This is a genomic window from Hymenobacter tenuis (genome assembly GCF_054780495.1).
The window spans coordinates 424,314-442,476 of record NZ_BAAGWF010000003.1 but is presented as its reverse complement, the minus strand read 5'-3'; the positions used below and the strand labels follow the sequence as shown (position 1 = coordinate 442,476).

Genomic DNA, 18,163 nt, shown 5'->3' with positions numbered 1-18,163 from the left:
TCCGGCGCTATCGTATGAGTGCCTGACGAATTTTTCACCACAACCTGCTCTCATCATGCTTGCCCTCAAACGTCTGGTTACAATTTTGGTAATGGTATTCCTGTTGCTTGCGCTGCTGGTATTGCTATTGCCATCCGTACGGAGCAGCTTTAGCAGCATGGCCGGCTCTGAGCAGGCATTATATTTCGGCTTGTTGCTGACGGCCGTAATACTAATGGCAGCTCAGCTGATTACTGAAAACCTGGATAGTGTGCTGCTGCGCCGCGAAGTAGCCCTTCGGGAGGCGAAAATCAACGAGCTGAAAGCTCGCCTCTACGATTTTCAGATGGAGCAGCGCACGCCGTCTGATCGGGCCATGGGCGCCCCACGCACTGGTACCACTACCCTCCCCGACGGCTACGTTGCACCGGCTTCCAGCGTGCCCCCCACCGATGCTTCCGGCCAGCCGCTGACCTAACATTTTCTTTTGTATCGTGTCTTCCCTTTCGCTTACTGACCAGATTCAGGCCGAGTTAACCGAAGCTCAGGCTGTTCTGAACCGTTTTTTACAGAATCCGGCCAACCTAGATGCCATTGCGCAGGCTGCCCGCCTCATGGCCGACTCCTTAAACCAGGGCGGAAAAATCTTGACCTGTGGTAATGGCGGCTCGCTCTGCGACGCCCAGCACTTTGCCGAGGAACTCACTGGCCGCTACCGCGAAAACCGGCGCGCCCTAGCCGCGCTGGCTCTCACCGAAGCGGCCCACATGAGCTGCGTAGCCAACGACTTCGGCTATGACCACGTGTTTGCCCGCTTCGTGGAAGGCCTGGGCCGCCCAGGCGACGTACTCCTGGCCATTAGCACCAGCGGCAACTCACCCAATATTCTGCTAGCTGCCGAAGCGGCCAAAACGGCCGGCATGAAAGTAGTAAGCTTAACCGGCAAGGATGGCGGCAAGCTCGCCAGCCTCAGCGACGTGGAAATCAGAGCCCCGCACAGCGGCTACGCCGATAGGATTCAGGAAATTCACATCAAAGCTATTCACATTATGATCATGCTCATTGAGCAGTTAGTCAAATAGCTTTCTTACGCTCTAAACGGCGCGCAAAAGGCCTTTTCACGGAAAATCGGGTAGCCAACTTATCGGGCTCCCGGTTCCGGAAAAGGCCTTTTGTATAGCTGAACAGTAGGACAAAATAAAGAAAACACCGTTCGAAGTGTGTAACTTCATCCCCTAGTTAGGGTATTTTGTTTCATTCTGATTCGGGCTTGCTGTTATGCTTACCAAAACCTTTGGCTCCGCAGTACAAGGAGTTAATGCGTATACTATTACCATTGAAGTTGTTGTATCACAGGGCACTGGCTTTTTTGTAGTGGGCCTACCGGATAACGCCATCAAGGAAAGCCAGCAGCGGGTAGAAGCGGCCCTGAAATTTCGCGGTTACCGCATGCCCCGCACGAAGGTGGTAGTGAACATGGCTCCCGCCGACATCCGGAAGGAGGGCTCTGCCTACGACTTGCCCATTGCTATTGGCATTCTGCACGGCTCGCAGCAACTGACCACCGAGCGGCTCTCCGAGTATGTGCTGATGGGCGAACTCGCCCTTGACGGTGCTCTAAGATCCATCAGAGGCGTGCTGCCCATTGCCATCCAAGCCAGGAAAGAAGGGTTCAAAGGCTTTATTCTGCCCCGCGAAAACGCGCAGGAAGCAGCTATTGTGAATAACCTCGACGTGATTCCGGTAGATACCATGCAGGAAGCCGTGGATTTTCTGGAAGGCCGACTGGAGATAGAGCCTGTGGTTATTGATACCCGCGACGTATTTCAGCACACAGCCAACCAATACGCCGCCGATTTTGCCGATGTGCAGGGCCAAGAAAACATCAAACGGGCCTTGGAAATTGCCGCGGCCGGCGGTCATAACGTGATTATGATTGGCCCGCCGGGTGCAGGCAAGACCATGCTAGCCAAGCGTCTACCGAGCATTCTGCCGGCCCTGAACATGCAGGAGGCGCTGGAAAGCACCAAAATTCACTCGGTGGCAGGCAAGTTGGGCGCTAATGCCTCGTTGCTGAATACGCGGCCCTTTCGGTCGCCGCACCATACTATTTCTGATGTAGCCTTGGTGGGTGGTGGCGGTAATCCGCAGCCCGGCGAAATATCTCTGGCCCACAATGGCGTGCTATTTCTGGATGAGCTGCCGGAATTTAAGCGCACCGTGCTGGAAGTGATGCGCCAGCCCCTGGAAGAGCGCCGCGTAACTATATCCCGGGCCAAAGTCAGCATCGATTTTCCGGCCAACTTCATGCTTATTGCCAGCATGAACCCGTGCCCGTGCGGCTACTACAACCACCCCGAGAAAGAGTGCGTGTGCGGACCAGGCGTGGTGCAGCGCTACCTCAATAAAGTAAGCGGACCGCTCCTCGACCGGATTGATCTGCACGTAGAAGTAACGCCCGTCACCTTCGACCAAATGACGGAAACGCGCCGCTCCGAGGATAGCCGTACTATTCAGGAGCGCGTGGCTGAAGCCCGACAGCGGCAAGCGGAGCGGTTCCGGGAGTTTCCGGAAATACACTCCAATGCCATGATGCCCTCCCAGATGGTGAAGGACATCTGCCGCATCGATCAGGCGGGCCTCACGCTGCTGAAAACGGCCATGGAGCGCCTCGGACTGTCGGCCCGCGCTTATGACCGCATTCTGAAAGTGGCGCGCACCATTGCCGACCTAGCCGATGCCGAAGATATTCAGCTACAGCACTTGGCCGAAGCCATCCAGTACCGCAGCCTTGATAGAGAAGGTTGGGCGGGCTAGCAGTAGTGGGCGCCGATGGGTTTCGGATTTCGAGAGGCCTAGTAAAACAGCCGCGGCACACACGCCCTATTTTGCCATCTTTGCAGCGCCATGTACAAAGCCCTGCTTAAACCGCTGTTTTTCCGGCTGGATGCTGAGAAAGCGCATCATCTGGTGTTCGATAACCTGAAACGCGCGCACCGCCTACCAGGCTCAGCGGCCCTGTTTCGGACACTTTACGACTTTCAGCACCCTAGTCTGGAGCAGGATGTGTTTGGGTTGCGGTTCCGGAACCCGGTGGGCCTAGCCGCCGGCTTCGATAAAAACGCGGAACTCACCGATGAGCTGGCCGCGCTGGGCTTTGGGTTTGTGGAAATCGGGACGGTGACGCCGCGTCCGCAGCCGGGCAACCCCCAGCCGCGCCTGTTTCGGTTGCCGCAGGATGAGGCCCTGGTAAACCGCATGGGGTTTAATAACTACGGTGCCGAGGCCGCCGCTACCCTGCTCCGCCAGCGTCGCAACAAAGACTTGATTATTGGGGGCAACATTGGCAAAAACAAGGATACACCCAACGAGCTGGCCTCGCACGACTACGTTGCCTGCGTGGAAGCGCTGCACGAGGTGGTCGATTACTTCGTGGTGAATGTGTCGTCGCCGAATACGCCCAACCTGCGCCAGCTGCAGGAGCGCGAGCCACTGATTGAGCTGCTGCAGCAGGTGCAGGAACGTAACCAAACGCTGCCCACACCCCGGCCGCTGCTACTCAAAATTGCGCCAGACCTCACCGATACCCAACTCGACGATATCCTGCTCATCGCCCGAGAAACCCATCTCAGCGGCCTGGTAGCTACCAACACCACCATCAGCCGCAGCGGCCTCACAACGCCCGAGGCGCAGGTAACCGCGCTAGGCGCGGGGGGCCTGAGCGGCAAGCCGCTGCGCCAGCGCGCCACAGAGGTAATTCGTTACCTCAGCCAGCGCAGCCGTGGTAATCTGCCCATCATTGGCGTGGGCGGCATTCACTCCGCCCAAGATGCCCGCGAAAAACTGGAAGCCGGAGCCAGTCTGGTGCAGCTGTATTCGGGGTTCATCTACGAAGGCCCGGGGCTAGTAAAACGTATCAATCAGGCACTTGCTTCAGCTTGACAATGCCCTTAGTGTAGAGTAGAAGTGACATTCTTCACCTCTACTTATTTCACTAGCATGGGCAAAGGAGATATCAAGACGAAACGAGGTAAGCGCAGCAATGGCAGCTTCGGCGTGCATCGCAAAAAGAAAAAAGCCGGGAAAGCGGCAACGCCCAAACCAACCGGTAAAAAGTAACTCTTCAGCCCCGAGCCTCACATAGGTTCGGGGCTTTTTATTGGTATGCCCTAGCCCCTCTCTGAGCTCAAACCAGCCGCTACTAGCCTACAGCCTCAGGCCAACCCGCCACTCAATTACATCGGCGGCGCCGCGGTGCACTTTCAGGTCCAAGTTGCCAAAGAGACGTTCCGTGAAGTGGTATTTCAATCCTATTCGCTCGTAGTAGAAGCTGTTAGACTTGTAGGGATTGTAGAAATACACGCCTAGGTGCGATACCACCGACAACCGCCCAAACAGCAGCTCATGCCCAAAATAAGCACCCGCCTTTTTCACGTCGGGTAGTTGGTCGGAGGTGCGGGCCGTGTCCTGGAGTTGAGCGAGCAGGCTCCGGTCGTAGAATCCCTCCAGGCCAGCCACTAGGGCACTTTTGCGGTTAACCCGGCGTCCAACGGCTAGCGTTACTGAATTGACGAGGTAACGCCGCAGGTCGCTTTCGTTGCGCTGCTTCCACCCTACCGTTGTGCTTAGGTTCAGAAAGGTGCGGCCTACATCGGTCGGCTCCGGTGTGGGCGCGGTATCCAAAGGCCGAAATGGACGCTGTTGGTGGTAGTTCAGTCCTAGCAGCACCGTGGGCAGATTAATCCCGAAGTTGGGCTTGGTAGTGGCCCCGTTAGAATAATGATTAAGCCCTAACCCCAGCAGCAGCCCCACGTGTTGGGAAAGAGCTACATCATACTCCAGGCGGGTTTGCAACGTAGCGTTCAGCCGCGAGCTGACGATGGTATTTTTGTGGTTGACCACTGGCTCGAAGCGAACCGGAAAATACCCTAGCCCCGTCCCGACACGGAAGCTCACCTCCTGCCGCTGTGTGCGCCAAATAGCCTTGTTGATGTACACACTGGCCGTGTACGACTTGCCGAGCACCGGATTATGGTAGTCATAATACACCAGCGCCAGCCCCACTTTAGGGTAGCGGTACCAAGCATGCCAAGGCTCGGAGCCATTGGTTTGCCGCTGCAGATTCAGCTCCAGCCCTGTGGGGTGCGACACGGCCAGGTGCTTGATGCTGGGCGTGTGCGCAATGATAAAGCTGCCCTGCGCATAGGCGCCCACCACAATGGGTCCCGGCGTTTCGGGCGCTTGGGCGCGGGCCGCATTAGTACCAAGAAAACTCCCCGCTACTAGGGCACTAGCAGCCCAGCAGCATCGTCTATTTTGCATATCTCTCAGACAATCAGCCCGTCCCATTTTGCTACAAAGGCCCGTGGTGGTAACCAGAAACTTATCATAGCGTACTTACTTCAAAACACCTGACCCTGTGGACACTGGCGGAAACTGGGGCGTGGGCTCAAAGGTAAATCTTTCCGCTAACGCAACATTTCTGGCTCCAGCGCGCTAAGTATGCCTGCTTCCGTTACCCAATCGGAACCGAATGTATCTTTTCACTCCACCCGAGTAACTCCAGAATTGTTATGAAAAAAATTGCAGCACTTACCCTTGCTTTGGCTTCGGCCGCTTCGCTTGCTCACGCTCAGGACGCCGGCGGCTTCCGTATTGGCCTGAAGGCTGGTGCCACTTACTCCAACATTTCCGGCGACAACGTCAACCAGATTACCGGCCCGAACTACAGCACCGACCTAGGCGACTACAAGCTGGGCTACAATGCCGGCGTAGGCCTCTCTATTCCGATCAGCAGCGACGGGTTCTTCTCGTTTGCTCCGGAGTTGCTCTACAACCGCAAAGGCTACGAAATTAAGTCGGAGCAGACCACTGGTTTGCCTTCCGGCGTATCAAAGGTAGAGCTAGAGCAGCAGCGCGTACTGCACTACCTCGACGTACCACTGCTGGCTAAAATCAATGCGGGTGGTCTGTTCTTTGAGCTGGGCCCGCAAGTAAGCTACCTCTTCGGCTCAAAAAATAAGCAGGAGAGCACCACCAAGTTCACTAACGGTGAAAAAGACAGAGTTGAAAGCAACGGCGGCTTCCGCGACTACACCGGTGTAAGCCGCGACGAGGCGTACAAGTCTGACCTTGCCCAGTTCGACCTCAGCGGCGTAGCCGGTGTTGGCTACATGACCGAAGGCGGCCTGAGCCTGAACCTGCGTTATGCCCGCGGCTTCAACTCCCTCATTGACAGCAAAGACCAGGACAACGAGCCGAAAGCGTTTAACAACGCCTACACGCTGCAAATCGGTTACCTGATTCCGACTCGTTAGTCGGCTCCACGCGTGCCCGATGGATTACTAGCGGCCTTCCTTACGGAAGGCCGCTTTTTTTCTACCTGGTTTATATGCCTTCGTCCCCACTCCTGCGTTTAAGGCGCTAACCTGGTACATTTTTCTCGGGCTGCTCCCGAGTCTGTATTTCTTCTTTCCTACCAATCTTTCTGCTCTCGTATGAAAAAGTCACTTTTCGCTGCTGGTGCTTTGCTGGCGGTTGTGTCGTTTGCCTCTTCGCAGGCGCTTGCGCAGGGTGTGCGCCTAGGCATCAAAGGGGGCGCAAACCTCTCCAATCTTTCCGGCGACCTGAACAACAAGGATGGCTACGACAATAAGCTGGGCTTCCATGGCGGTGTGATGCTGAACGCCGACGTAACCGGCGACGGCTTTTTCTCTATTCAGCCAGAGGTTCTGTTTTCGCAGAAAGGCTTTGATTACAATGAAAGTTCGGCTTTTGGCGTGTACAAAAACACGGGCAGCGTAACCTATAACTACATTGATGTGCCAGTGCTCCTCAAAATAAACGCCGGCGGGCTGTTTTTTGAAGCAGGCCCCCAGTACAGCTACCTGCTGAAGGTAAAAGACGAGTCGACGCGCACGCTTAATGGCAACATCATTGCCCGCACCTCCGGCGAGGCCGACCTTGACGATGTAAACCGCAACGAGATTGGCTACGCCGCCGGCCTAGGCTACCAGTCAGAGATGGGCCTGCTGCTGGGCTTGCGCTACAACGGCAGCTTCACTGACTTCGCTAAAAACGACAGTTACCGCAACGGCGAGTTGGCCAACGCCCGCAATTCGGTGTTTCAACTGTCATTAGGCTACCTCATCCCTAGCAAATAACACAGCGCTAGCTGGCTTGTGTGGCCCGGCTCCTTTGTTTGGAGCCGGGCCACTTGCGTTCTATCTCATTAATGGTCAGCGGCAACTAGCTAACTGGCAGACTTGGAAGGCATGTTCGTCCGCTGTAAAGGCACTTTGAAAGGAAAATTTGGCACACTTTTCGATTTGAGCGGAGCTACGTGCACTCACTCTTTCCAACTAATTTCTGTTGCACTCATGAAAAAGCTTCCCCTCGTATTCGCCGCTGCTCTGGCAGCTACTTCTTTTTCGGCCGCTCATGCACAAGGTGTGCGGTTAGGTCTGCGCGCTGGTGCTAACTACTCTAACCTAGCCGGCAACATTCGCAACGAAAGCACTTACAACAACAAGGTTGGTTTCCTGGGCGGTGTGATGCTGAATGCCGACATCACCGGCGACGGTTTCTTCTCTATCCAGCCGGAGCTGCTATACTCGCAGAAAGGCTTCGATAACAAGCCCGACGAATACAGCCAGACGGTGGGTGGCCTTGGCTACACTTTCAAGCGCGAAGGTCAGGTGAACTACAATTACCTCGATTTACCGGTACTGCTGAAGGTAAACACCGGCGGTTTTTATGTAGAAGCTGGCCCGCAAGTGTCGTACCTGCTCAGCTCCAACAACGAAACCAAAACTACCCGCACCAACACGGTTTCTGGCAAAGTAGAGACGTTTGAAGATCAGAATAAATCGGATGTGAGCGGCCTAAACCGTACCGAGTTGGGCTACGCCGCCGGCCTAGGCTACCAAGCCGACAACGGCCTGAGCCTGGGCCTGCGCTACACCGGCGCCTTCAGCGACTTTGTGAAGAGCGACAATGGTGCCTACTTCAATGGCGACCTGCAAAACGCCCGTCACTCCGCATTCCAGCTTTCACTCGGCTACCTCATTCCGAGCAAGTAACCTCCCTTTCTCTCCCTAAAAAGACCCGCTCTGGTTTAGAGCGGGTCTTTTTTATGCCGTTCACGTGCCCCATTGCATTTCCGTGTAGTTTCGCGTCTTCATCACACGCTACTGATTTTTCTTCTGTCTCTATGAAAAAGCTTCTTCTTTCAGCACTAGCCGTGGTAGGACTGGCAAACGTAGCCGCCGCCCAAAATGTCCGTTTCGGAGTGAAAGCCGGAGCTAGCCTTACCAATCTGGAAGGCGACAATGCCGGACTGAATGGCAATAAATTTGGCTTTCATGGCGGACTGCTAACCAACATTGGTATTAACGATGCTTTTTCGGTGCAGCCTGAACTGCTGTACTCCCAAAAAGGCTCGAAGTACACGGTTAATGGCAATGATGTGATTAACCGCTTCAACTATGTTGACCTGCCGGTTATGTTCCGGGTAAATGCGGGCGGCTTATTCTTTGAGGCCGGCCCTCAGCTTGGCTTCCTAGCCTCTGCCAAACGGGAAATCGGCAGCACTTCTGTTGACATCAAGGACGGCTACAACACCATCGACTTTGGCTATGCAGCGGGCCTAGGCTATCAACTGTCGAGCGGCCCGGGGATTGGGCTGCGCTACAACGGCGGCTTAACCAACATCCCGCAGAAGAATACGGTTGGCAACGTGACTACTCAGGCCAAAATCCATAACACCGCATTTCAGCTGTATCTGAGCTACGTGTTGGGTAGGTAAGTGACCCTAGCACATAAAAAGAGCGGCCTCCACTACCGGAGGCCGCTCTTTTTTATTGGTTTTGCTTGTGCTAGCCTTTCATGGCAGCCGCATAATTGCGGTAGAAATACGGAATGGTCTCGATGCCTTTCAGGAAGTTGAACACGCCATAGTGTTCATTAGGCGAGTGGATGGCATCCGAATCGAGGCCGAAGCCGAGCAATACAGTATCCAGGCCCAGCTCCGATTTGAACATGGCTACAATCGGGATGGAGCCGCCGCCGCGAGTAGGAATGGGGCGCTTGCCGAAAGTGGTTTCCATGGCATCGGCGGCCGCTTTGTAGGCTACTGAATCAGTAGGCGTAACGACGGGCTCGCCGCCGTGGTGGGGCTTTACTACCACCGTTACGCCGGCTGGCGCAATGCTAGTGAAGTGCTTCTGGAAGATTTCGGTGATTTCCTCGGACGTCTGGTGCGGCACCAGACGCATCGAGATTTTAGCGTAAGCCTTGGAGGCAATAACGGTTTTGGCGCCCTCGCCGGTGTATCCGCCCCAAATGCCGTTCACGTCCAGGGTAGGCCGAATGCCGATACGCTCCACGGTGGTGTAGCCTTCCTCGCCGTAGGTAGCGGGCAAACCAATGCTCTGCTTAAACTCCTCATCGGAGTGCGGCACGCGGTTCAGCTCGGCGCGTTCTTCGGCGCTGAGCACGGCTACGTTGTCGTAGAAGGCGGGGATGGTGATGTGGTTGTTCTCATCGTGCAGGCTAGCAATCATCTTGCAGAGCACGTTGATGGGGTTTGCCACGGCACCGCCATAGAGGCCAGAGTGCAAGTCGCGGTTGGGGCCGGTTACTTCTACCTCGTGGTAGCTCAGGCCGCGCAGGCCTACCTCAATGCTGGGCTGATCGTTGGCGAGCATGCCGGTATCCGAAATCAGGATGACGTCGGCCTTGAGCTTCTCCTTGTTTTCGCGCACAAAGATGGCCAGGTTGTTCGAGCCAATTTCCTCTTCGCCCTCAATCATCACCTTCACGTTGCAGGGCACGCCGCCTTCCTGGTTCATCATCTCGAAAGCCTTCACGTGCATGTACACCTGGCCCTTGTCGTCGCAGGCGCCGCGGGCGTAAATCTTACCGTCTTTGATTACCGGCTCGAACGGCCCAGAGGTCCACAGCTCGTAGGGGTCGGCGGGCTGCACGTCGTAGTGGCCGTACACGAGTACCGTGGGCAGGCTGGGGTCAATGATTTTCTCGCCGTATACGATGGGGTTGCCGGCCGTGGGGCATAGCTCCACATTCTCCAGGCCTACTTCCTGGAAACGGGCTTTGAGGTACTCGGCGGCACGCAGCACGTCGCCATGAAACTTAGGATCAGCAGAAACCGATGGAATACGGAGCCAGTCCATCAATTCATTCAGAAAACGTTCTTGGTTCTGTTCGAGGTAGGAAGCCATGCGGCGGTGGGGTTGGTTGGAAATGCGAGGGTAAAGGTAGCAGGGCCAGCCTAAAATAGCGCCTAAGCCTGTATTCCAACTGCGCGACTTTCAGCTATAGACTCTATAGAGGCTTCCAATTTCCTTTGGTGAAAAACACATTGCCGAACCTAGGCGACTCGAACACCAGATAGAAGTTACCGTTGTGCCGGTAAACCGTAGGGTTGGAAGCGAGAATATGGTGCGTTGGCTGCTTCATACTTACCACCAGCCGGTGTGAGCTGTACGGTTTTACAGTAGAGATAGTACCGTAATATGTCTGCACACTAGCACTTCCATCCATGACATGGAAAGTGATACGGTCGTTGCTGGTAATTTCGAAACGAAAGGTATTGAACTGCCAATCGGCCTGCTTTCCGGGAAATTTACTCCGGTCGATAATGTAGCTGCCATAATAGTCGGCCTTCTCTAGCTCATTGCTTGGCATGAGGGCCTGAGCTAGCCATGCCGTCCCGACCAAACCAAATACTCCGGCCCATACACCGCCTAGCAATTTTAGGAAAAAAGTCTTTTGAGTTAGAACAGCCAGCAGCACTAGCAAAGCTGAACCCGGCAATAGGACAAAGAGGAAGAACATATTGAACCCAAAGCCCATAGGTTTAGCTCCGTCCAGAGCCTAGTGTATGCTGGCTATTCGCCTTTCAGGTTTACTTCTTGTCCCAGGGCATGGGCACGCGGCTTTCCGTGCCGGCGCGCAGGCGGCCGATGTTGGCGCGGTGCGTGTATACTAGGAGCGCGGCCAGCACAAACCCAAACCACAGCAGCAGCGAGTTATCGGGGCGGAACTGAGGCACCAGTTGGAGCAGGGCAAACGCCACCCCGGCCGTCATGGAAGAAAGTGACACGTAGCGGCTGATGAGCAGCATGACGATAAACACTAGAATGCAGACACCTACTACCCCCGGCGCAATGGCCAGCATCATGCCCAGCACCGTTGCTACCCCCTTGCCCCCTCTAAACCCCGCCCAAATAGGATAAATGTGCCCGACTACGGCTAATACTCCACAGGCCAGTTGGTAATACAAGAGCTGCTCAGGCAGAATAGCGCCCTGGTTGAGCATGATTTGCGCCAGCGACGTAGCAGCCCAGCCCTTTAGCACGTCTACGGCCATTACAAACGAGCCGGGCTTTTTGCCGAGCACCCGGAAGGTGTTGGTAGCCCCCGAATTGCCCGAGCCGTGCTCCCGAATATCAAGTCCAAAGAACAGACGCCCGACCCACAAGGCCGTTGGGATGGAGCCAATGAGGTATGCGGCCACCAACAGGCCGAGCACTAGGGGGAGGTTCATGGAGAAAGGGCGGGTAGCGTTTTGTCGATATAGCAAAGATACGGGCCTAGCCCACCGGTGTTGGCAAAGTGCTGAAACAACCTACTACACTTTAAGCCCCAATCCTATCTAGTAGCCAAGGCACCATACGAAAACTGCCCCGCCAGAAGCTGGCGGGGCAGGTAGGTTATTCGTCGGCGAAGGGGTCGTTGGCGTCCTTCTTCTTTTTCTTTTTGGATTCCTTTTTCGGTTCCTCGGCCGGAGCCGCGGCAGGTGGAGTGGCTTCTACCACTTCGTCCTTCTTCTTCTTTTTCTTGCCAGTGTCTTCCGCCGGAGCATCAGCGGCCGGAGCGGTTTCTACTACCTCGTCTTTCTTCTTTTTCTTTTTGGTAGTAGTTTCTTCCTCGGCCGGCGGGGTAGCATTGGGGTCCGACTGCAAGGCTTCCTCTACTGGGTCCTTCTTCTTCTTTTTCTTCTTGGAGCCTTCTTCCATGAAGTCGAAGTTGCCGGAGCTGACGGGCTGCGTGGTGTTGATTTTACGCTTCGTCAAATCCTTGAGGTAGTCTTTGCGGAAGTGGTTGAGGAAGGTTTGCACTTCCATGTCGTCGCCGAGGTAGAAGCCGTACTGGGTGGCTGTGTTGTAGTCGCCCTTGGCTTTCAAACCCACAATTTCATCGAAGGAGCCGTGCTGGGCCTTGGCCAGCAGCACATTGTTGGAGTACTTGAGGTAGTACCACGTCTGGGGCTCGGCCTCCAGGTACAGCTCCACGGCGTCGCCGGTGCTTTCCTTTTTGATTTCGATGTAGCCATCAATCAGGGCGTTGATGTCCTTCTTGCCTACGCTTACTAGGCCAATTTTACCCACCGAGTACCAGGCACGAAGCTTTTCATTCCAGCGCAGGTTCACTTGGCTGAGCACCACCGTGTGCAGGAACTTAGCCGATACCTTTTGCAGCGGCACATAGCCCCCTTTGCGGGCGCTGTATTCCTGCACCGTTTTGTTACCCACAAACTCAGCCATCTTATATAGCTGCGCCTGCGAGCCGGTTAGAGCTTCTGGGGCTCCTTTGGCGTTTGTAGCCAAGTCTTGGCCCATGGCCTCCACAGCTTTCTCCGGCAGGTTAATGTCGAAGGTCATGAAGGTATCCAGGTCGTAAAGGGCGCTATCGGGCTTGGCATAGCCTAGGCCAGCGGCCGTCAGGTTATAGTCCTTGTTGGAGTTGATTAGGTTGAGCTTACCCCGGAAGTTAAGCGCGCCGGTTGAGTCCGTGAGGGTCATCACCGAGCCCTCGTAGATATCCGGGTTGCTGGGGTCGTGCTGGCTGATAGTATACAGGCGCTTTTTCAAGTCGTAGCGCAGCATCCCGTCCACCGTGAATAGGTTCATGTCCGTTACTCCGGGCTTGGGCGCCACAAACAGCGGGTACACCTTGCCCGTGCCTTCGGCCAAAAACAGGCCTGAGAGCATGGGCGTGCCATCATCAGACTTAGGCTCATTAAGCTTAATGCGGATGCCTTTGGGGTCAATGGTATCCTGCACGGCAAACCACTCCGAGGCCGTCGTCGACTTCACGAAGTTCAGCTTAGCCTGACCATCGAACGTAAAGCCTTTCTTCTGAGAGCTCATCTTCACGCCACCCCGATACGCAATGCGGGGCGCCAAGTGAAACTTATCGGTAGCCTGAATGCTGGCCACTGCCAAGGTAGGCGGCGCAACCGGCGCATCACCATCGGGGCTACGCTTCAGCAGGCTTTTCACCCCGCCTTTAGCGGCTCCGGCTTTACCCAACGAGGCCGTTGCCGTCGCCATAGAGTCGACGTGGAAGTTGGCGAACTTGATGGCAAAGGAGTCGGCGGAGGCGTTCTTATAGTTGTAAAGCGCATTGCCGGAGAAAGCCGTACGCGAGAGCACCCGAATTTCGCCTTTGTACAGGTTGTGGAACTTGCGCAGAGTATCCATCACGATGCCGGCATTCTGGAAGCCCCGCATTTCGGCGTTGGGCAGAATGTACACTTTGCTCGAGTCGGGCATAATCCAGGCGTCGGCTGAGGAAATGCGCGGCACGCCACCAGCTACCAAGCGGTAGCGGCTCAGGTCGTACTGGCCGGTAGCGGCCTGGAACTTCAGGCCGTTCTGCTCAGGCTTGGTGCTATAGAAGTAGGAGCGCGACGAATCGGCACCGGGGGCCACCCGCAGCTTCACGAACTTCTTCTTGAAGTCCCAGTTACCGCCCGACAGTGTAGTGCGGTACTGCGAGTACGGAAGGTCGATGCTGGATTTGTTGTCGCCTTCTTCTCTGGAAAAGTCAGTGTTGCCGGCCTTCAGATCATACGTAAACGACACGTTGTTTGCCGTAAGCGCCGGCTTGTTAACCTCCGCCGATTTAATGTTGAGCGTAGCCTTTTTACCTGTGTAGCGGGTAGGCTTAAAGGCGAACTGTGTAGAGCGAATAAACGACTGCGGACCATCTACGCGGCCGTCGCCGTAGAGGCCGCCGGGCGTGTAGGTCATGGTGCCTTTGAAGGCGTAGGTATTATCGTACACCTTAAAGCCTTCGCCCTGCGGCTGGGTGGTCAGGTACATCGAGTCCTGCTTCACGGCCCACTTCATCTGGTAGCCCGGCAGGAAGGTTACTTTGGCAAACTCAGTACCGTTGAGCGGCCCCGGCAGAATAGTAGCGGTTTTGCCCACCGTTACCACGGAGTCCTTATAGAAGATAAACTGGTCGCTGTTAAAGTCGCCGGTCAGATACTTGATGTTGCCGATGCCCTGCAAGCCTCGGTTGCTCATGCTCACCTTATTGAAGATGCGGCCTTTGCCCCCGTAGAGTGGGAAACCTTCCTTGGGCACGTTGTACACAAAACCCAGGGCGCCATCTTCCTGCATGCTCAGCTTGGTGTTGAAGTTTGGCATGATGCCCCCCGAAACGAAGGTACCCTTGAAGCCTACCGCAGCGCGGTTCTTATTATTCAAAGAGTCCAGCTTGAAGGGCGGAATATCGAAGTACATGGTGGTGTCGTAGGCGCCACCTAGTACTTCCGGCTTATCGAAGTACACGTACGCGCCGGTACTAGCATCGAAGGTGGGGTAAGCCCCCAGCTTCTTCCGGCCCGACTTGTTGTTGGGGTGGTTGATGTAGAGTTTACCGGTCGAGGTCTTTTTCTTGTTGGTCAGGGTCCAGTCCACATCCTTGCGGGCTTTCATTACGGAGCCTTTCGAGCCCTTGCCCTTCACGATGATGGAGTCAATCTTGGCCAGGTCAATGAAGAAACCGTCATAGTCGAACTTGAACTCCTTGCCCTTGAACACAAAGGCCGAGGCCACTACCGTACCATTGAACAGTACACCGCGGTTTTTCTGAATGCGGATAATGCTGGAGTCGGGCTTCACGAACACCGTGACGGAGTCATCGGAGAAGTTGAAGCGGTCCACCCCGCGCACAATCAGGTCGTTGGTGTTCAGATCAAGGGTAGCGTTTTTGCCCGAAGGCGACAGGCTCTTGATGGCAATGTGGTCGTAGTCTTTTTTGCCCCGCGAGGAGTTCACGTAGTGCAGCGCTTTCGGCAGCAGCACTACCTGGTCGGTTTGCGGGTACCACGCTACGTAGCCATCCTGGGCCAAGCCAGCCACCGCCGAGCGCACGTTCTCGGGCTTTAACTTGCGGAACGTTGCTACCTCCTGAATGGTGAATAACCGCTTGTTGCCGTTTTCCATGCTGTAGCCCACCACCATTTGTAGCGGGTGCAACTTGTTGATGGCTTTGATTTGCTGGTAGCGCGTGTTGGTGTAGAATTCCTTCGACTCGAAGTTGGCCGTAACCTGGTTTTTCGCCGTCAGGATAGAGAAATCGATGTAGGGCGTACGCACCGGCCAGGTCAGCAGCTCCGTCGAGACCTCCATTTGGTGGTAAGAGTCGTGGTAGGGCGTGGTTTTATACAGGCCTTCCTCACGAGCGAGCTGGAGCAGATGCTTAGGCTTGTTATACTTGAACTTAACGCCTGGGTGCGTCAAGGAGTCCTGCTTATCCTGGAAGATGGTAACCGCTGCGTGGGCCGCCGTGATAACGGAGTCGCCGAGCATATACACCTGCGACGACGCCCGGAACTTGGGCTTACCATCCACGTCTACGATAATACGCGACAAGGCTCCGTCCAGTGAAGCCGACAGCGCCCGCGTACCGGAAAGCGAGAAGCCCCCGAAGTAGCGGATGTTTTCGCCAATGTTCTTTACCCGCGCATCGTTGGTATTGGAAATGAAGCGAGGGTAGGGAGACTCCTTCACCCCGGGTTTGCGCTGCACGCTTTTAAAGGCCAACCAGCCCTGAATGGGCGCTTCGAGCACGGCAGGATAGGTCAGGGTAACAGGCTGAGCGGTGAATTCGGCTTTGGTTATGTCGAAATCATAGGTAGTGAGGGCGGCAGTGGCCGGGTTAGCACCCACCTGCCAGGCAAATTCACCGCCGTAGCCCACAAAGCGGTTGCGCGACGCTACTACTGCGCCGCTGGTTCTGCGGATAAAAACAGAATCGGAGGAGGTTTTGAGCAGCAGGTCAGCCTCTTTCAGCATGAGCACCGGCCCACGGGTGGGCGGTGTGGCGTAGCTATTATAAGAGGGCGCGGGCTCAAAGGTTGCCTCCTCCTTTTTAGCACCAGCAGCCGTTCCCGACTTGGCTTTGGAGGTGCCCCAGCCATCGTCGTCGCCCCAGCCACTATCCCAGCCCGCCGGCGCTTTTTTAGGCGAGGCTTTGGTGTTGAGCGGCTTGGTTTCGATGGTAGCGGGCGCCGGAGTTGGCGGTGCTGGCGGGGCCATAGAAGGCAGGTCGGTTTCGTTGTAGGCGAAGCTGAACGTCCCGCCTACCACCCGCAAGGTGCTGTACCGGGAGCGATGCAGATACCGGGTTTCCAGGAAGTCGGCGGAGTTCATCAAGAACTTCTCCACGTCGGGAGCTTGCTCGCGCTCCAGCGCTTTGCCTACCACATTCAGTAACTCGGTGGTTTGCTGGTCGGAGAAGTTCTGCACCAGTACCCCAGCCGTAATGGCTTTGAAGAACGCTTCAAAATGGGGCTTAGCCTTGAACTTACGGGCCAGCATCCGCTGGCTGAGGGCCACAATCTGGCCTTGCTGGCTGGCCGTGAGCCGGTTGCTAGCCCACAGCTGCTGCAGGCGGCTGCCGGTAGCTTTTGCCGCTGCATTGTTGGTAGTAGCCATCATCGACTGCACATCTACCATAAACTGCTGGGGCTCTGTGCTGAGCTTACCCGTAAACCTGGGCAACGCCGGAGCAGCCGGAGCGGCACCCGCGGGTTGCTTTGTGGGCTGGGGCTTTTGCTGCGCCCAAACTGGGGCTCCAACGCCCAGCAGCAACGCGCAAACCCACCCAAAAACAGTATGCTTCATATCAAATTCGTCAAAGCCTGGTTAATCGCCTACAATTTCGGCAAATCCCCGCACATATTAGGCCGCTTTACACACCGCCTCGCCACAATCATAAGGCAGCCTATTTTTGTACCATTCTGATCATCAGCGGCGTCTGGCTAGTTTTCTTCCTAGGCTCGTCATTCAGATCATTCCTGCAAAACGACGCCGCCCAAACAACCTAGGTTGCTTGGGCGGCGCAGTGGGCACCTCACAGGAAATGGCTACCTAGGCGGGCTGCCGAAACACGGCCGAAACCCAATGATTTTGCACTAGGTGGCTTTCATACGTAAACCCGGCTTTTTCCGCGGCGGCCTGAATCAGGGGCAAATCGTCTTCGTAAAAACCCGAGAACAGAATGGGGCCGCCGGGCTTCAGGTAGCGGGCGTAGGCACCCATATCCTCAAGCAGGACGTTGCGGTTGATGTTGGCCAAAATAATATCAAAGGGCTCCTCCCCTTCCAGGGCAGTCACGTCGCCAAGGCGGGCTTCCACTTTGTCCTGCACGTTGTTTTCGGCGGCATTGTCGGCGGCGTTTTCAGCGGTCCAGGGCTCCACATCAATGGCCAGCACGTAGTTGGCGCCGAGGTGCACGGCCATAACGGCCAGAATACCGGTACCACAACCCATATCCAACACACGCTTGCCTTGGTGGTCGATGCCGAGCTGGTTGGTAATCATCAGGGCCGTGGTATCGTGGTGGCCGGTGCCGAAAGACATGCGCGGCATAATCACGATTTCGTATTCCAGATCGGGCCGCGCCTCATGGAAAGGGGCCCGCACCGACACTTTATTGGCAATAATCAAGGGCTGGAAGTTCTTTTCCCACTCGGCATTCCAGTTCTGGCGGGTGATAACGCGGTGGCTGAACTCCAGCTCGCCGAGGCCCTCGTAGCGGCTCATTACCTCAGCCACGGCATCAGCGGAAAACTGGTCTTCATCGATGTAGGCGCAGAAACCTTCGTCGTTGTCTTCGAAGGTATTGTAGCCTACTTCGGCCAGCTCGGCCACTAAAATATCCGCCAACTCGCGGGGCGCTTGCACGCGCAGCTCAACGTAATCCATCAGGAAGGGTAGTTAAATCCAAAAAACCGGACGAGCCGGGGCGCAAAGGTCGCAGGAAAACTTGGCGCTTGGATGCCCGGCCGTTTGAAGCAGGAGTGTATTACAGTATCATTATATAAATATTTACTTTATTTGCCGCCATCATCCTACTTATC

General features: G+C 55.6%; 15 protein-coding genes. 9 read left to right on the top strand and 6 right to left on the bottom strand.

What is annotated here, in order from left to right; translation table 11 throughout:
• Positions 1 to 55 precede the first annotated feature (55 nt).
• The 5 genes from ACYVGU_RS13380 (at position 56) to ACYVGU_RS13360 (ending at position 4,098) form a co-directional block, all read left to right on the top strand.
• The gene (locus ACYVGU_RS13380) at positions 56 to 457 is read left to right on the top strand and encodes a hypothetical protein (protein ID WP_460615153.1); all 402 of its coding nucleotides are present in this window, start codon (positions 56 to 58) and stop codon (positions 455 to 457) included.
• A gap of 13 nt (positions 458 to 470) precedes the next feature.
• Positions 471 to 1,061, top strand: coding sequence for a D-sedoheptulose 7-phosphate isomerase (gene lpcA, locus ACYVGU_RS13375; protein WP_460622507.1), 591 nt, complete (start codon positions 471 to 473; stop codon positions 1,059 to 1,061).
• A gap of 196 nt (positions 1,062 to 1,257) precedes the next feature.
• Positions 1,258 to 2,796 carry a YifB family Mg chelatase-like AAA ATPase gene (locus ACYVGU_RS13370; protein WP_460622493.1) on the top strand — a complete coding sequence of 513 codons (1,539 nt, stop codon included), beginning with the start codon at positions 1,258 to 1,260 and terminating at the stop codon, positions 2,794 to 2,796.
• Positions 2,797 to 2,886: 90 nt separating this feature from the next.
• Positions 2,887 to 3,921 carry a dihydroorotate dehydrogenase gene (locus ACYVGU_RS13365; protein WP_460622492.1) on the top strand — a complete coding sequence of 345 codons (1,035 nt, stop codon included), beginning with the start codon at positions 2,887 to 2,889 and terminating at the stop codon, positions 3,919 to 3,921.
• Positions 3,922 to 3,945: 24 nt separating this feature from the next.
• A complete protein-coding gene (locus tag ACYVGU_RS13360) occupies positions 3,946 to 4,098 on the top strand; it encodes a 30S ribosomal protein THX (RefSeq protein WP_460622491.1) in 153 nt (50 codons plus the stop codon).
• Between the two features lie 87 nt (positions 4,099 to 4,185).
• Here ACYVGU_RS13360 and ACYVGU_RS13355 read toward each other — a convergent pair whose 3' ends face one another.
• Complete coding sequence (locus ACYVGU_RS13355) at positions 4,186 to 5,301, bottom strand: acyloxyacyl hydrolase (RefSeq protein ID WP_460622490.1); 1,116 nt, start codon at positions 5,299 to 5,301, stop codon at positions 4,186 to 4,188.
• 251 nt (positions 5,302 to 5,552) lie between these two features.
• Here ACYVGU_RS13355 and ACYVGU_RS13350 point away from each other — a divergent pair, with 251 nt between their 5' ends.
• The 4 genes from ACYVGU_RS13350 (at position 5,553) to ACYVGU_RS13335 (ending at position 8,785) form a co-directional block, all read left to right on the top strand.
• Positions 5,553 to 6,296: a porin family protein gene (locus ACYVGU_RS13350; protein WP_460615148.1), complete on the top strand. Its 744-nt coding sequence runs from the start codon at positions 5,553 to 5,555 to the stop codon at positions 6,294 to 6,296.
• Between the two features lie 180 nt (positions 6,297 to 6,476).
• Positions 6,477 to 7,142 (top strand): porin family protein, encoded by a 666-nt coding sequence (locus ACYVGU_RS13345; protein ID WP_460622489.1) that lies wholly within the window; start codon positions 6,477 to 6,479, stop codon positions 7,140 to 7,142.
• A 216-nt stretch (positions 7,143 to 7,358) separates the two neighbouring features.
• Entirely contained in the window at positions 7,359 to 8,060 is a 702-nt protein-coding gene (locus ACYVGU_RS13340) for a porin family protein (protein WP_460622488.1), read from the top strand.
• A 131-nt stretch (positions 8,061 to 8,191) separates the two neighbouring features.
• Entirely contained in the window at positions 8,192 to 8,785 is a 594-nt protein-coding gene (locus ACYVGU_RS13335) for a porin family protein (protein WP_460622487.1), read from the top strand.
• A gap of 70 nt (positions 8,786 to 8,855) precedes the next feature.
• Here the strand turns inward: ACYVGU_RS13335 and ACYVGU_RS13330 are convergent, their stop codons facing one another.
• The 5 genes from ACYVGU_RS13330 to prmA form a co-directional block, all read right to left on the bottom strand.
• Entirely contained in the window at positions 8,856 to 10,220 is a 1,365-nt protein-coding gene (locus ACYVGU_RS13330; RefSeq protein ID WP_460622486.1) for a M20 family dipeptidase, read from the bottom strand.
• 103 nt (positions 10,221 to 10,323) lie between these two features.
• The gene (locus ACYVGU_RS13325; RefSeq protein ID WP_460622485.1) at positions 10,324 to 10,854 is read right to left on the bottom strand and encodes a hypothetical protein; all 531 of its coding nucleotides are present in this window, start codon (positions 10,852 to 10,854) and stop codon (positions 10,324 to 10,326) included.
• 52 nt (positions 10,855 to 10,906) lie between these two features.
• Positions 10,907 to 11,548, bottom strand: a complete 642-nt coding sequence (gene plsY / locus ACYVGU_RS13320; RefSeq protein ID WP_460622484.1) for a glycerol-3-phosphate acyltransferase — start codon at positions 11,546 to 11,548, stop codon at positions 10,907 to 10,909.
• Between the two features lie 166 nt (positions 11,549 to 11,714).
• On the bottom strand, positions 11,715 to 16,925 hold the full coding sequence (locus ACYVGU_RS13315; protein ID WP_460622483.1) for a hypothetical protein: 5,211 nt from the start codon (positions 16,923 to 16,925) through the stop codon (positions 11,715 to 11,717).
• A gap of 246 nt (positions 16,926 to 17,171) precedes the next feature.
• On the bottom strand, positions 17,172 to 18,008 hold the full coding sequence (gene prmA, locus ACYVGU_RS13310; RefSeq protein WP_460622482.1) for a 50S ribosomal protein L11 methyltransferase: 837 nt from the start codon (positions 18,006 to 18,008) through the stop codon (positions 17,172 to 17,174).
• Positions 18,009 to 18,163 lie beyond the last annotated feature (155 nt).

Bases quoted from the DNA above. Each gene is read 5' to 3' on its own strand.
- ACYVGU_RS13380 (WP_460615153.1), top strand. From the start codon at position 56: ATGCTTGCCCTCAAACGTCTGGTTACAATTTTGGTAATGGTATTCCTG.
- ACYVGU_RS13370 (WP_460622493.1), top strand. From the start codon at position 1,258: ATGCTTACCAAAACCTTTGGCTCCGCAGTACAAGGAGTTAATGCGTAT.
- ACYVGU_RS13365 (WP_460622492.1), top strand. From the start codon at position 2,887: ATGTACAAAGCCCTGCTTAAACCGCTGTTTTTCCGGCTGGATGCTGAG.
- ACYVGU_RS13355 (WP_460622490.1), bottom strand. From the start codon at position 5,301: ATGCAAAATAGACGATGCTGCTGGGCTGCTAGTGCCCTAGTAGCGGGG.
- ACYVGU_RS13350 (WP_460615148.1), top strand. From the start codon at position 5,553: ATGAAAAAAATTGCAGCACTTACCCTTGCTTTGGCTTCGGCCGCTTCG.
- ACYVGU_RS13345 (WP_460622489.1), top strand. From the start codon at position 6,477: ATGAAAAAGTCACTTTTCGCTGCTGGTGCTTTGCTGGCGGTTGTGTCG.
- ACYVGU_RS13340 (WP_460622488.1), top strand. From the start codon at position 7,359: ATGAAAAAGCTTCCCCTCGTATTCGCCGCTGCTCTGGCAGCTACTTCT.
- ACYVGU_RS13335 (WP_460622487.1), top strand. From the start codon at position 8,192: ATGAAAAAGCTTCTTCTTTCAGCACTAGCCGTGGTAGGACTGGCAAAC.
- ACYVGU_RS13330 (WP_460622486.1), bottom strand. From the start codon at position 10,220: ATGGCTTCCTACCTCGAACAGAACCAAGAACGTTTTCTGAATGAATTG.
- ACYVGU_RS13325 (WP_460622485.1), bottom strand. From the start codon at position 10,854: ATGGGCTTTGGGTTCAATATGTTCTTCCTCTTTGTCCTATTGCCGGGT.
- plsY (WP_460622484.1), bottom strand. From the start codon at position 11,548: ATGAACCTCCCCCTAGTGCTCGGCCTGTTGGTGGCCGCATACCTCATT.
- ACYVGU_RS13315 (WP_460622483.1), bottom strand. From the start codon at position 16,925: ATGAAGCATACTGTTTTTGGGTGGGTTTGCGCGTTGCTGCTGGGCGTT.
- prmA (WP_460622482.1), bottom strand. From the start codon at position 18,008: ATGGATTACGTTGAGCTGCGCGTGCAAGCGCCCCGCGAGTTGGCGGAT.